General features: G+C 69.3%; 11 protein-coding genes. 4 read left to right on the top strand and 7 right to left on the bottom strand.

Annotation, left to right across the window (positions count from 1 at the left end):
- The first annotated feature begins 87 nt into the window (after nucleotides 1-87).
- The gene (locus ACIHA7_RS09460) at nucleotides 88-3,402 is read left to right on the top strand and encodes an AfsR/SARP family transcriptional regulator (RefSeq protein ID WP_397287450.1); all 3,315 of its coding nucleotides are present in this window, start codon (nucleotides 88-90) and stop codon (nucleotides 3,400-3,402) included.
- A 3-nt stretch (nucleotides 3,403-3,405) separates the two neighbouring features.
- Here ACIHA7_RS09460 and ACIHA7_RS09455 read toward each other — a convergent pair whose 3' ends face one another.
- From ACIHA7_RS09455 to ACIHA7_RS09425, 7 genes are all read right to left on the bottom strand, one after another.
- Nucleotides 3,406-3,909, bottom strand: coding sequence for a VanZ family protein (locus ACIHA7_RS09455; RefSeq protein WP_397287448.1), 504 nt, complete (start codon nucleotides 3,907-3,909; stop codon nucleotides 3,406-3,408).
- Nucleotides 3,910-4,089: 180 nt separating this feature from the next.
- On the bottom strand, nucleotides 4,090-4,893 hold the full coding sequence (locus ACIHA7_RS09450; protein WP_397287446.1) for a methyltransferase domain-containing protein: 804 nt from the start codon (nucleotides 4,891-4,893) through the stop codon (nucleotides 4,090-4,092).
- A 55-nt stretch (nucleotides 4,894-4,948) separates the two neighbouring features.
- Nucleotides 4,949-5,392 (bottom strand): nitroreductase/quinone reductase family protein, encoded by a 444-nt coding sequence (locus tag ACIHA7_RS09445; RefSeq protein WP_397287444.1) that lies wholly within the window; start codon nucleotides 5,390-5,392, stop codon nucleotides 4,949-4,951.
- 92 nt (nucleotides 5,393-5,484) lie between these two features.
- A complete protein-coding gene (locus ACIHA7_RS09440; protein ID WP_397287442.1) occupies nucleotides 5,485-6,888 on the bottom strand; it encodes a PQQ-binding-like beta-propeller repeat protein in 1,404 nt (467 codons plus the stop codon).
- Nucleotides 6,888-8,249, bottom strand: a complete 1,362-nt coding sequence (locus ACIHA7_RS09435; protein WP_397287440.1) for a hypothetical protein — start codon at nucleotides 8,247-8,249, stop codon at nucleotides 6,888-6,890. The genes ACIHA7_RS09440 and ACIHA7_RS09435 overlap by 1 nt, the downstream gene beginning before the upstream one ends.
- Before the next feature lie 61 nt (nucleotides 8,250-8,310).
- On the bottom strand, nucleotides 8,311-9,150 hold the full coding sequence (locus tag ACIHA7_RS09430; RefSeq protein WP_397287438.1) for an adenylate/guanylate cyclase domain-containing protein: 840 nt from the start codon (nucleotides 9,148-9,150) through the stop codon (nucleotides 8,311-8,313).
- A gap of 126 nt (nucleotides 9,151-9,276) precedes the next feature.
- Nucleotides 9,277-11,886, bottom strand: a complete 2,610-nt coding sequence (locus ACIHA7_RS09425; RefSeq protein WP_397287436.1) for an AAA family ATPase — start codon at nucleotides 11,884-11,886, stop codon at nucleotides 9,277-9,279.
- A gap of 119 nt (nucleotides 11,887-12,005) precedes the next feature.
- Between ACIHA7_RS09425 and ACIHA7_RS09420 the strand changes: the two genes are divergently transcribed.
- Genes ACIHA7_RS09420 through ACIHA7_RS09410 form a run of 3 tightly spaced genes read left to right on the top strand, consistent with a single transcriptional unit; the run spans nucleotide 12,006 to nucleotide 14,259 of the window.
- Nucleotides 12,006-13,346, top strand: coding sequence for a carotenoid oxygenase family protein (locus ACIHA7_RS09420; protein ID WP_397287434.1), 1,341 nt, complete (start codon nucleotides 12,006-12,008; stop codon nucleotides 13,344-13,346).
- A gap of 45 nt (nucleotides 13,347-13,391) precedes the next feature.
- Nucleotides 13,392-13,850, top strand: a complete 459-nt coding sequence (locus tag ACIHA7_RS09415) for an ester cyclase (protein ID WP_397287432.1) — start codon at nucleotides 13,392-13,394, stop codon at nucleotides 13,848-13,850.
- A gap of 43 nt (nucleotides 13,851-13,893) precedes the next feature.
- Nucleotides 13,894-14,259, top strand: coding sequence for a hypothetical protein (locus ACIHA7_RS09410; RefSeq protein WP_397287430.1), 366 nt, complete (start codon nucleotides 13,894-13,896; stop codon nucleotides 14,257-14,259).
- Nucleotides 14,260-14,350 lie beyond the last annotated feature (91 nt).

The following is a 14,350-nucleotide window of genomic DNA, read 5'->3' as shown; positions in this document are numbered from 1 at the left end:
TGGTAACTATCCAGTGTTCCTCCCTCGGAGGAGTCCGGCGCCACCTATGCTCAGCGCTGGTAGCACATGGTTCAGGAGGGCTTGTCCATGGCGCACACGCAGATCAGATACGGGGTGCTCGGTTCGTTCACGGCAAGGCGCGACGACTGTGAAATCGAGTTGGGCCCGGCGAAACAGCAAGCGGTGCTTGCGGCACTGATGCTGGAGATGAACCGGCCGGTAACGGTGAACGCGATCATCGACGGGGTGTGGGGCGAACACCCCCCGGGTGACGCGCGCAACGGCGTGCAGACCTACGTCAGTAGGCTGCGCCGCGCGCTGGCCCCGTGCCGTAAGGCGACCGAGCCCGCGCTGGTGTGGGCGGAGACGGGGTACGTGCTGCACGGTGACCCCTCGCTCTCGGACCACGTCGCGTTCGACCGGCTGCTCGCTACCGCCGAGCGATGCCGGCGCGACAGCGATCTCGCCGCGGCCGCCACACACACCGATGCCGCGCTGGCGCTATGGCGCGGTGAACCGTTCAGCGGGCTGGCCGGGCCCATCATCGAGGCCGAACGCCGCAGGTTGCAGGAGCGCTACCTGACCGCGCTGGAACACCGCGCCGCGATCAAACTCGCCCGCGGCCAGCACGCCGAAGCGGTCGCCGAGCTCGCCCCGCTGGTCACCTCCTATCCCCTGCAGGAACGGTTCCGCACGCTGCTCATGCTCGGGCTCTACCACTGCGGCAGGCAGGCCGAGGCGCTGCTCGTCTTCCAGGACGCGCAGCGTCATCTCGCCGACGAGATCGGGATCGAACCGGGACGCGAACTGCGCGAGCTGCACCGCAGGATCCTGCGCGACGAGATCGAGCCGCCGCTCGGTGGGGTCTCGACACCGACCGGTCGGCACGAATCGCTGTACAGCACAGTCGATTCGGTGGGTCGTGAGCAGGAGGCGGCGCGGCCCGCCGCCACCACGGCGGCGGAGAGCGCCTCGGCAGCGGGCGAGTCCGGCGGCGACAAGACCGAGTTCCAGCCCGACGTGTTGCCAAGCCGGAATCAGTTGCCCGGCGATATCGCGGACTTCACCGGCCGCACCGACGAAATGGACCGCCTTCTCGCCGACATACCGCCGGAAGCGGCCCGCCCGACCGTGTTGATCGAGGCCATCGACGGCATGGCCGGCGTGGGCAAGACGACGCTGGCGATCCACGCGGCGCACCGGCTCAGCAGTCGTTTTCCCGACGCCCAGCTCTACATCGACCTGCACGGGCACGCCGCCGAGAGCGCGCCCGTCGAACCGATGGTGGCGCTGGACCGGCTGTTGCGCGCGGTGGGCGTGCCGAGTGAGTCGATACCGCCGGATCTGGATGCCCGCGCCGCCATGTGGCGGACCAGGATCGCCGCCCGGTCGGCGCTGCTGGTGCTGGACAACGTCGCCGACGTCGATCAGGTGCGGCCGCTGCTGCCCGGCACCGCGAGCTGCCTGGTGCTGATCACCAGCCGGCGCAGGCTCGTCGACCTGGAAGTCTCCAGAACGTTGTCACTGGATGTGTTTTCGCGCGAGGACGCCACCGCGCTCTTCACCACCATCGTGCACGACGAGCGCGTCACGGCGGAGCCCGAGGCGGTACAGGAAACCGTCCGGTTGTGTGGCTATCTGCCGCTGGCCATTCGCATCGCGGCCGGACGGCTGCGTGCGCGTCCGGTTTGGCCGATCGACCGGTTGGCCGAGCGGCTTCGACATCCCAGCCGGCTGGAACACCTGTCCGCGGGATCCCGCAGCGTAGCGGCCGCCCTCACCGCCAGTTTCCACGACCTGTCGATCGATCAGCAGCGCGTGTTCCGGCTGCTCGGACTGCACCCCGGCCGTGACTTCGACACCTATGCCACCGCCGCCCTCGCCGATATCGGGATCGACGCCGCCGAACAGATCCTCGAGGCGCTCGTCGATGTTCATCTCCTCGAACAGGTTGTCTCCGAGCGCTATCGGTTCCACAGCTTGGTGCGCGACTACGCCGCGACACTGAGCGAACCGTCCGAGATCGACTGCGACGCGGCGTTGACCCGGCTGTTCGACTACTACCGGTACGCCGCGTGGGCCGTCGGCACCAGAATCCTGCCCGACCGCACCTTCCGCGTCGCTGATCTGCCCAGACCGGTGACACCCACGCCCGCGCTCGTCAGTCACCACGAGTGCGTGACCTGGTTGCACAGCGAACGGCTCAACTTGCTGGCGATCGCGCGTGAGGCGACCAAGGCCCGCTGGTCCGGCTACACCAGGCTGTTCTCCGAGATCCTCTGGTGGCCGTACGTGACGGGGCTGCGCTGCTCCGACGACGCGATCACCTTGCACTTCGACGCGGTCGAGGTGGCGCGCAGCAGCGGTCAGCACGCCGAAGAGTGCCGCCTGCTGGTCAATCTGGGCTACACGCTCTGGCGGATGCGGCATTGCCAGCAGGCGCTGGTGGTGCTGAACGACGCCGTCGGGCTGGCGCACGGTATGCGCGACCACGCGAACGCGGCACGGGCCATGCATCACAGCGGACTGGTCTACTTCCGGCTGGCGCGGTATCGAGACGCGCTGATGGGGTATTACCAAGCGCTCACCTTGTCGCGGTCCAGCGGTAACAGATACATGGAAGGTTATGCGCTGCAAGGGCTCGGGCAGGTCCACGAGCGGATGGGGCATTGCGCGGACGCCGTCGACTATCTCCGGCAAGCCGTCGATATCGCCGACCAAACCGGCGATCCGTACCTGCGCGCCAGTGCCCTCATGCGGATAAGCGACGCCGACATGCGGGTCGACAAATACGACGACGCGCTCGCACACCTGGAAGACGCGCGTAAGACGTTGACGCCGATGTCACCGAATACCCTTTTCCACAACTATTTCTCGATCCGCATCGGCAATACCTATTGCCAACTGAAGCAGTACGAAACAGCGCTGGAAAGTTTCCGGGTGGCGCTGGCGCGCGCGGAGCGCAGCAATGATCTGATCCTCAAGTGCTGTGCGTATCTGGGAATCGGCGATATCCATCGCAGGCAAGGCCACTACCGGGAAGCGCTCGCCCACTACGAACGCGCACTGCACATCGCCTATGCCTCCGGCTCGCCCTATGAGGAAATGCTCGCCTACGACGCCATCGCCACGGTCAGTTATTGCTCCGCGCACTTCTCGGTCGCACGCAAGCACTGGAAGACCGCCCTGACGATCGCCGCGGGCCTTGGCCTGCCGGAGACCCGGCGCATCGCCGACCATGTCGCCAGCATCGACTCGACGTTTGTCGCTGACACGGCAACGCAAGCCGCGCAAGCGCATTCGGCCGAGTTCCGCAGAGCCGCGGCGCTGATCAGGTGCGATCTTTCGCCGTCGCGGCGCGCGGCGGCGATGGCCACGATGGTCGATCCCAAAGGACCTTGACCGCTACGCCCGACCAACGCGCGACAGCCACCAGGGTCGGGAGAGCTGGGCCGCGAGGTAGGCACCGGCCGCGTTCAACAGCACGTCATCGACGGACGAGTGACGGCCGATGGCGAGCGCGAACTGCACTGTCTCCACGGCGACCGACGCGCAGGCACCCACCAGCAGCACGCGGTACGAGCGAGTGAACCAGGCGAAGCGCACCGGCAGCAGGAACCCGAGCGCCGCGAAGACCAGCAGGTTCCCGCCGAACTGCTCGATCACCCTTCCGTCGGTCAACTGATCGGCCAGATCACGCAGCGGCACCACATTCAGCGAACGCCCAGATCCCTTGGGCGTGAGGATCATCCACAACCACGGCGCGGTACCCGCCACCATCCCGACCTCGCACAGCGCCGTTCGCCACCCGCGCCGCCGGGCCAGCCACCACGCCACCGCACCCGCCACCGGTAGCGCGGCGATCGCGCCGAGCACCACCCCACCCCACAACTCCCACGTCCCGTTCACCCCGTAAGTCTCACTCGAGTCGCGCACCCCACCGTCGGGCTACACCACTTGTCCACACAATCCACACGACACCCGCCGATGAGGTCTCGCTACGGGCTACGGAACGCGCGGACGGTTCGCCCAGCAGTTTCCACTGTTCCGCACGCGCCCTCGATGCTGCATGCGATCGAGGCGGCGCGATCATCGCGGCTTGCTGCCCCAGGTCTGCACCATCCGGGGAGCGGCCAGCATCATCGCCGAATCCTCTACTGCCGCACGGAGTTCTGCGAGGATGGCGTCGAGCTCGGCGGTGCTGGTCAGTCCGGCGGCGAGTGCGGCGTCGGCGATGTTCTCGAGGGTGAGGACGTGGACGAGTTTGGTTGCGGGGTCCGGTTCCGCGGGTTGGTGCACCTCGATGTGGATGTCGATGAGGCCCGCGTCGTGCAGCAGCGCGGGCAGCCGGGGGCCGATCAGCGGATCGGCGCCCCGGTGCCGACCGGTGCGAATGTACAAGTCGTGGTAGGCGCGGAAAGCCGGTACGTCCGGACAGCACAGGGGCGCGCTGAAGTCGACGTCCGAGACGGCCATCGTGCCGCCCGGCCGAAGTGTCCGGGTGATGGCGGCGACGGCCGCCGCGGGGTCGGTCAGGTGCGAGAGCAGGAAACGGGCGTGCGCGACGTCGAAGGTTTCCGCAGGCGGCTCCCGCGTGATGTCGGCGACTCGGTATTCCACCTGCGGGTACGCCGTCGCTTCGGCTTCGGCCAACGCCACCTTGGCGGGATCGAGGTCGGTGCCGAGCACTCGCCCGTTCCGGCCGACCATGTCCGCGATCATGAGTGTCACATCGCCGCCGCCGGAACCGACGTCCCAGCAGCGGTCGCCCGCCCGGACCGGCAACCGCTCGAGCATGGCCCGGGTGCGCGGCGCCAGCACGCCGGCCAAGACGCGCAACCGTTCTCGCCCCTGGATACCGCCGCGAATGATGTACGAACCCGCTTCGCTCATGCCGTTTCCCTTGCCGCGGAAGCGAATCGACCGAAATGCCGCGGAACCGCGCCGGTCAGTTGGCCGACACGGGCTTCGGCGTCAGCAGGACCAGGGGGATCTCGCGCGTCGTCTTCTTCTGATAACCGGCGTAGACCTTCTGCGCCGCGATCACGCGGGGCCACAGGGCGGCCCGCTCTTCGGCGTTCGCTATCCGCGCGGTCATCGGCTGCCGGGGCCCGCTGCGCACCGACACCTGGACATCCGGGTTGTCCCGCAGATTGTGCAGCCAGGCCGGATGTTGCGGGTCGCCGCCGCGGGAGGCGACGACGACGTAGGTGTCGCCGTCGACGATCGGCGCGGTCAGCATCACCGCGTGCGGGCGACCGGATTTGCGTCCGATGGTCACCAGTTCGACCGACGGCATACCGCTGAAGTCGTTGCCCAGCTTGCCGCAGCTGACCTTCAGGAGTGCGCGATGGGCCGTGTTCATTGTCTTGAGAGCGAAATTCGAGGGCATGGGGGTCCTTAACCACGCTGCACGGGGACCGAGCTCTGACAGGGCCAAGACTACCTCCCTGTAACGAACTGTCACGGGTAACAGACGTCGGTCTATGACCCGAGCGGACGCAACCCGAGCAGAGTACGCGCGGAAGCGTAGCCGTAGCGACCGTTGCCGCGGGCGGTCACTCGGCCGCCGTCGCTCAGAGCGTCGGGGACGTCGGTCACCGCGTCGAACGGGATGTCCCACACCGTGGTGCCGGACTTCGGGTCGATCGCCCACAGTCCGTTCGAGTCGGCGAAGACGACGACAGCGCCGTCCCATGCGTTCGGTGTGCCCGAACGCTCGGTCGCGATCTGCCACAGTCGGTTCCCGGTGCGCATATCCAGACCGGTCGTGGTGCCTGCGGCGTCGTCTCGGAGCAGTGCGATATCGCCGAGCACGGCGATCGCGGCGCCGGAAGTGGCGTTCCCGTACTCGCTCTGGAGCGTACGCGGCTGGGTGACCAGATCGGGGCTCGTCCACCTCAGCTGTCCGGTGCGGCGATCGTAGGCACCGTCGCCGAGCAGCACGGGGACGGTGTCGTCGGCCGGCAGGTCCAGCGAGAGGCTGTGCGCGGCTTCGTGATCGGTGGTCGCCAGCACCCGACCGGTGCGGTCGATGAGGTCGGAGCCGGTGATCCGGTAGCCGGTGCAGTCGGTGCGGATTCGCAGCACCAGCGCCGGATTCGTTCGGACCGTGCGGGAACAGCCGGTCAGCTCCGCCGTCCAGGTGGGTGCGCCGGTGCCGAGGTCGAAACCGGCGAGCCCCGCGCCCAGGGCGAACAGGCCCTGCCCATGCGTCACGTCCAGCGCGTCGGCGGGCAACGACTCCCAGGAGGTGCCCATGGTGAAGGCGCGGGTCCAGTGGGCGTCGGGGTCGGCGAGGGTGCCGGAATGCACACGCACGTCGTCGGACTCGACATCACCTTCGGCGAGATAGAGGCGATTCCCGTCGGCCGCGAGGGCGAAGACCGACCACTCGAGGGACGTGCGGGTGACCTTGCCGCTGCCGATGTCGTAGCCGACCAGAGCGGGCGGCTCGGACGGCCCGGTGAAGCAGACGAGGTGGTTACCGAGCGGTGCCGGCGCACAACCGCCGAGGTGGGCGGCGGGGGTACGCCAGCGCACCGCGCCGGTGTCGGCGTCGATACCGACCATCGTCGGATTTCGCAGGCTCATATCCCCGTCCGAGGAGCCGACCACGGCGACGAGGGTGTCGCCCGCGTCGACGAAACCCGCACCGCCCATGTCGTATTCGGTGCCCGCGACCGGATCCCGGAATTCGGCGGACGCGCCGTCGGCGGTGGTGGCGGCATCGACCGACCAGGCGAGGCCGGGCGCCGCGGCCACGGTTCCGGTGATCTTGCGGGTGCCGTCGGCGGGTTGCATCAGGACGTAAACCGCTCCGGCACTGGTGATCACCGCGGCGGCAGCGGCCAGCAGCAGGTTGCGCAAGCCTGGAATCGGCGCCATCAGCGCACCTCCAGCTCGGGCGTCGTGGCGATCGCTTCGAGCTGCGCGAACGGGAACGGTTCGATCGGATCGTCGGCGGTGGACGACACTTGGACCCGGGTGCCCGAGGGTCGGGTGACGGTGACCGTGCGCATGGTTTGCGCTACCGGCTGTGCGGCCGGCTGTTGCGACTGCACACTGAACCGTGACTCCCGGGTCTCGACCACCGTCCCGTCCGGCAGCCGCCGCGCCGTGACGCGGTCACCGTCACGGTTGGGCGGCGGGTCCGCCGGGAGGGGCTGTGCCGTGGCGATCGCGACGCTCAGCCGCGACTCCCGCCCCGGCGTGCTGATCCGAACGGCTTGGCACACCCCACTCGCGCCGGGGCCCGCCGGTCGCAACTGTCCCAGCGGCCGGTCGAGGGTGAGACCGTCGAGCGGTATGCGCGCCAGCACCGCATCCAACCGGCGAGCGACGCCCTCGTCGATCGGCCCGCCGGTTTCCGATACGCCGGAACAGCTTTCCGGTACATCAGGGGTACCCGGCGGCACCGGGGTCGTGACGCGCAGGCCAGGGGTGGTGGCCAGCGCCGCGAGTTCGTCCACCGTCACCGGCACCGTGCCGGAGTGACCGGTGCCGTCGGCACGCTGATCGGTGTCGGTGGCGGCGGCGGTGACCGAGGTGCCGTCCGGCAAGTACGCGTGGGCAGTGCGCGACAGCGTGCGCACCTTATCGATCTCGTACCAGGTGTCCTGCACATCGACCGTCGTACCGTCGGCGAGCCGACGCCGCTCATCGAGATCGCCTGCCACACAGGGCGGCACCGGTGCCGTGGATTGCCGAACCGTCACCATCAGTTGCCCCTCGGCCGCGCCGCGGCGCAGCGTGCCGCTAGCGGTGGTCCAGCCGCCGGCCTCTTGCGGCCCAGCGGAGTCCTCGGGATCGTCGAGGATGGGCTGAAACAGCAGCGACTGGTCGTCGGACGCGAAGGCGACCGTGACATCACCGGGCAACGCATCGCGCAGCGCCCGCGACATCGCGACGGCCTTCGGACCGGAGAACCACGGATACGCCGGATTGTCGTAACCGAACGTGCCGTAGCTGGCCCACGCCGTCAAACCGTCCTGGCTGGGCGGCTCCACCACGGCACAACCCGGAATCTCCACCGGGAACGCCACAGGCGGAGTGACGTAGGAGCCGCCGACCGGCGGTCGGGACGTGGCGGCGGTAGCGGTGGGCACCGGCTTGGTCGTCAACTCCGGCTCCCGCTCATGCAGCAGCCCACCGACGATGACCCCACTCGCCACAATCGCCACACAGACCAGCCCCACCGTCCACCCGCTCACCGCGCGCGACGGCTGCGCTTCCTCGCGATCCTCCATCGGCGGCGCCGCTCCTCCCCGTAGCTGTTCAGATGATGTCTATCAAACGCCGGGCGATCTGTTACGGGCGGCGCTCGGTCGTCTCGGTGCGGGTGCGTTCGACGGTGTAGAGGTGGTGGGTGCCGTGCAGGCCCTTGAGTTCCACCCGGCGTTCCGCGGTGACGGTGATGTCGGGGTGGTCGGCGACGGCGTCGCGGACCGGGGTGCTGATGAGGATTTCGCCGCCGTCGGCTTGGTCGGCGACTCGGGCGGCCATGGCTACGTTGCGGCCGAAGAGGTCGTCGCCGCGGCGGACGGATTTACCCATGTGGATGCCGATCCGCACGCGAACGCGTTCGCGGCCAACGGATTTGCCTGCGTTGCCGAGGGCGGACTGCATGTCCAGGGCGCAGCAGACGGCCTGCTCGGGCTCGGCGAAGGCGATCATGAAGCCGTCGCCCTGGCTCTTCACGATGTGCCCGCCGTGTTCGGCGACGCACTGGCGGGTCAGGCGGTCGTGCCGATCGAGGAGTTTGACCCAGGCTTGGTCGCCGAGGCGTTCGTTGAGGGCGGTGGAGCCTTCGATGTCGGAGAACATGATCACCACGTGCCCGTCGGGTGCCAGGCCCGCCAGGTCCGGTCGTTCGACCTGCGCCCAGCCGGCCAGGTTCTCGATCGAGGTGAGGACCGCGCCACGGAACCCTTTCTTGCGCAACAGGTTCGCGGTATCCCATACGGTTTTCACCGCCTCCCGCCCACCATTGCGCAGCAGTTGCCTGGCATCGAACCTGCGCTGCAGGTCGTCGAGCCGCCGCTGCAGCTCCGCGGACCGGCGGCGGCTGCCGACCAGCAGCACGAGCAGCACCACCAGTCCGATGGCCTCCAGCACGGCAACCGCCGCAAGTACAAGCTCGATCAGCATGGGATCCGCCGCAGGGTAGTGGTCGAGGAGAGCGAGTCGACCATAGCCGACGGCAATCGAGGCCGGTTGGTGGCGCGGATCACAAGTGGAGGTCCGTCCGCCACCGATGTCGTGGTGGACCGGAGGCTAACGGAGCTCTGGGAGATCTCGGAGTTGGCGGCGGGAGGAGATGCCCAACTTGCGAAAGATGTTGCGTAGGTGGGCGTCTACGGTGCGCGGGCTCAGGAACAGTTTGGCCGCTACTTCTTTGGAGGTTGCGCCGTCGGCGACCAAGCGGGCGATGTGTACCTCCTGCACGGTGAGCGCGGCGGAGACATCGGCGGATCGGCTGCGGGTGTGCTCGCCGGTGGCACGGAGTTCGGCGGCCGCGCGGGCCGCGAAGGCCTCGGCGCCGAGGGCCGACAGGACCTCGTGGGCGTGCCGCAGCTCGGTTCTGGCGTCGCGGCGGCGACCCTGGCGGCGCAGCCACTCGCCGTAGACGAGATGGGCGCGGCCCGCCGCGATGGCGAAGGTGCTGGAATCCAGTAGCGATACGGCCCCACGGTAGGCTTCCTCGTCGTCGTCCATCAAAGCTCGTGCGTAGGTTTGGATTCCGAGCCCGAATGGTTGTGCGACCGCGCGTTCGGTGAGTGTGGCGAGCGCGGCGCGAGCGACGTCCGGTTCGTGGCAGCGCATCGCCGCCTCGACCAGTTCGGGCAGGGCCATGCCCGCCAGCCCCAGATCGCCGGTGGCGACCGCGCGTTCGGCGGCCCGCATCGCCGCGGGGTAGTCGGCGAGGCCGTTGTTGAGGACGGCGGTGGCGTACTGCACGCTGAGCGTCATGTGCGGGCCGACACCGGCGAACAGCTGCTCGGCCTCCGCGCGCCGACCACGCAAGGCGGCCAGGTGAATTCGCGGATAGACGAGCGGGGCGGCGCCGGTGGCCTCCGCGATCGCCTCCTCCTCGGAGATCATCGCCGTCGCGGCGCCGAAGTCGCCGGCGTGCGCGGCGACCGTGGCGAGCATGGCCAGCCCGATCGGCAGCATGTGGAAGGAGCCGACCTCGCGGCCGGACGCGGTGACCCGGGTGCCGATGCCACGCATCGCGTCGATGTCCCACAGTTCGAGGGCGAGCAGGAAACCGAGGGTCGGCCACCGCGCCCACGCCGCGTCGGCGCTGTCGGCCACGACGGGGCGCAGCAGCTTCACGGCCGCCTGATGCCCCTCGACGGTCAGCGCGATCATGCCGTCGAGGATGAGGTCGGCGCGGGCAGGCGGGTGCGGGTGCGGCGGTGCGGTGCGCGCGGCCTCGATCACGGCGTCGAACCCGCCGGTCAGCAGGCTCATCTCGACCGCGTCCACGTAGCACTCGCGCGAACGGACCGGGTCGCGATCCGCCAGCCGGGTGGCGGCGCGGAGCAGATGGTCGGTCGGCTCGTCGCCGCCGCGGAAGCGGGCGAAGGAGATTCGCCCGCGCAGCAGGTCGACGCGCGGATCGTCGGAGTCCAGGGTTGAGAGCAACTCCGCGGCAACGCCGAAATCCCCCACCGACAGCTTGGCTTCGACCGCGGCGAGCACCCGCTCGGTCCGCAGGCCGGGGTCGAGGGTCAAGGCGGCGGCCCGTTCCAGGAACGCCGCCGCGGCGGCGACCCCGCCACGCGCCTGCGCCCGATTCGCCGATCGCGTCAGCGCGACCGCCACCTCCTCATCCGGTCCCGCGCTGGCCAGCGCCCGATGCCAGGCCACCCGGTCGGGGTCGGCGACCGGGTCGCTCACCTCGGCGAGCGCAGCGTGGGCACGCCGTCGCTCCGCGGCGGTCGCGGCTTGATACACCGCCGAGCGGGCCAGCGGGTGAATGAACCGAACGCGGGTGCCGAACTCGACCAGCGAGACATCCTCGGCGGCGGCCCCTTCCACGCCGAGCAGCTTCGCCGCGGACCACAGCAAGCCGGGATCGCCGACCGGCTCCGCGGCGGCCACGGTCAGCAGTAACCGCACCTCGGGCGACAGCGTCGCGAGGCGGGCACGGAAGCTGCGTTCGGCGGCGCGCGGCGCGGGCAGATCGAAGCCCCCTGCCATGCCCGCCAACCCCGCGGTCCTCGGCAGTTCCAGCAGGGCGAGCGGGTTGCCGCGCGCTTCGGCCAGGATGCGGTCGCGCACCCGCTCGTCCAGCGAGGCGGGTACCTCGCGCACCAGCAACGCGCGCGCCTCGGATTCGCTCAATCGCTCGACGTCGACCTGGGGTAGCTGCGCCAGCCCGCCCACGTCTTCGCGGGCGGCGAACACCATCGCGACGCGTTCGGCGCCGATCCGGCGGGCCACGAACGCCAACGCGCGGGCCGACGCATGGTCCAGCCACTGCGCGTCATCGATCAGGCACAGCAGCGGCCGATCGTGCTCGAGCAACAGACCGAGCGCCGCCGCGCCGGCCAGGAACGGGTCCGGGGCGCCGGTGTCCAGGCCGAACGCGATCCGCAGCGCGGTGCGGTGCGGCGCGGGCAGCGCGTCGAGGTGTTCCAGCACCGGAGCGCACAGCTGGTGCAGTGCCGAGTACGGCAGCTCCGTCTCGAACTCGGCCCCGGACGCGCGCATGATCAGGAAGCCCGAGGAGGCCTGTGCCAGGTGGTCCAGGAGCGCGCTCTTGCCGATCCCCGGCTCCCCGAGCAGCAGCAACGCCCCGCCACGGGACTCACGCGCCTCGTGCAGCAGCGCGAGCAACCGCGCGGTTTCTTCGGATCGCCCGACGAGGTAACTCACGGCCTGATCCTTCCGCGAATCAACCGCCCGTGCCAAACGCAGACCTAGGTATCGCCTACCTACGTATAGGCAGGAATCACCGACGCGAGGAAACCTGCCCCGCCGCAAAACTGACAACCATGCAAACGCGACCGCTGCCCTACCTCACCGGCCACTACGCGCCGACCGCCGAGGAGCACACCTCGTTCGAACTGACCGTGCACGGCAGCCTGCCGCCGGAGTTGAACGGGCGCTACTTCCGCAACGGCCACAATCCCAAACCCGGTGTCACGCCGACGCATTGGTTCCGCGGGGCGGGCATGCTGCACGGTATCCGGCTGACCGGTGGCCGGGCCGAGTGGTACCGCAACCGCTGGGTGAAGACGCCGTACCTGGACGGTGTCCCGTTCACCGGCACCGAACTCGACGTCAGCGCCGCCGCGACCAGCATCATCTGCCACGGCGGCCGCTACCTCGCGTTGCAGGAGGCGAACCTGCCCTGGGAGGTGACCGGCGAGCTGGAGACGATCGGCGTGCACGACTTCGGCGGCAAGCTGACCACCTCGATGACCGCCCATCCGAAGGTGGACCCGAGCACCGGGGAACTACATTTCTTCTCCTACAGCCCCTTCCCGCCCTATCTGATCTATTACGTGGCCGATGCCGGCGGCGACATCATCCGGTCCACGCCGATCGCCGGTGCGGGCCCGGCCCTGATGCACGATTTCGCGATCACTCGCGAGCACGCCGTCTTCCTCGGCTCCCCCGTCGTCTTCGATCACGCCGAACAGTCCGGCATCCCGTACCGCTGGCACGACGAGGTCCCGCTGCGCCTCGGCGTGCTGCCGCGGCATACCCCCGGCGAGGTCGTCTGGTTCGACGTCGAGAGCGCGAGCGCGATCCTGCACGTCGCCAACTCCTACGTCGACGGTCGCGGGCGAATCATCCTGGAATGCCCGCGCTTCGACCGCTCGGCCTGGGAAACCTCGTGGAAGTGGTGGGTCGGTGCGGCCGGCTACCCCGCCACCCCCACTGTCGGGACGACCTTCCATCGCTGGATCCTCGACCCGGTCACCCGCAAGGTCACCGAGGAGGCGCTCGACGATCTGGTGATCGAGTTCCCCGCCATCAACGACGACCACGCCGGATCACCCAACCGCTACAGCTACGCCGTCGCCTTCCCCGGCGCCGGGCTCACCGGCTACCACACCGTCAAATTCGACACCCTGACCGGACAGCGCCAGTTGTTCGCGCATGGACCCGACCGCATGCCCGGCGAGGCGGTCTTCGTACCTGCCGAGGGAGCCACCCAGGAGGACGACGGCTACCTGCTCACCATCGTCAGCGATCTCGCCGCCGACGCGTCGCAACTGCTGGTGCTCGACGCCGCCGACCTCACCGCGCCGCCGGTCGCCGCCGTCGACCTCCCGCAGCGGGTCCCCGCGGGCATCCATGGGCACTGGATCCCGGACCAGGACTGATCCGTACCGCCCTCGCCGGGACAGCACACTACGAAAGGCTTTGCCGTGGAACAGAACACCCGCACGACGACCATCGATGATCCGCCGACCCACCGCGACCTGCTGGCGGGATGGATGTCGCTGTGGAACGGCGACTACGCCGTGGCCGAGCAGGTCGTCGCCCCGGACTTCCGCCTGCACGCCGCACTGCTGGGCGGCGGTGACGGCAGCGTGGTCCACGGACCGGACGGCCTGGCGGAGTGGATCGCGCAGACCAGAGCGCCCTTCACCGAACTCGTGTTCAGCGTCGAGGTCGGTCCGATCGTCGAGCGTGACCACCTGGCGATCCGCTGGATCGCCGTCGGCACCTATCACGCCGGATTCCCTGGCGCGACCGCACCTTCGGGCACCGCGGTCCGGTTCACCGGGACCGACATTCTGCGCCTCGCACGGGATCGGATCGCCGAATACTGGGTGAACTCCGACATGCACGTGCTGCTGGCGACCCTCGGCGTTCGGCCCTAGCCGCGACCGACCGTTTGCCGGACCATTCATCAAGGAGCGGACCATGTTCACCAGCACACCTCGATCCGACCAGGAAACCTATCCCGCCGCGCGGCCCGTCCTCATCGCGGCATGGGCCGTGCCCGTGCTCATCGTCGGTCAGTTCGCGATGGTGGCCATCGTCGCGGTCACCGTCGTGCTCATCGGCACCCTGCGCGATGCCCGGCTGCGCCCGCTGCGCCGGTGGGCCGCCGCCCTCGCCGTGGCTTACGCTGTCCCCCTGGCTATCTGGACCCTCCGGCCGGAACCGGCGCAGAGCCTTTCGAAGGACATCCACCCGCTGCTCGCCGCGCTGGTCGTCGTCGCGGGCAGCGCCGTCGCCCTCAGGCACCACCTGCTGCGCAGGCGCACCCAGCGGACAACCGGGTAGCCAGGCCGAACTACGGCACCGCGGCCGAGCGAGTTTCAGCGCTGAAACTTGTTCGGCTGCGACCGTTTTGCCCCCTGGCGCATCAGCGCCA

The sequence above is a fragment of the Nocardia sp. NPDC052316 genome (assembly GCF_044547795.1).
Taxonomy (GTDB): Bacteria; Actinomycetota; Actinomycetes; order Mycobacteriales; family Mycobacteriaceae; genus Nocardia.
Note: the sequence above shows the minus strand (reverse complement) of the source record. Positions and strands in the feature narration are given on the sequence as shown.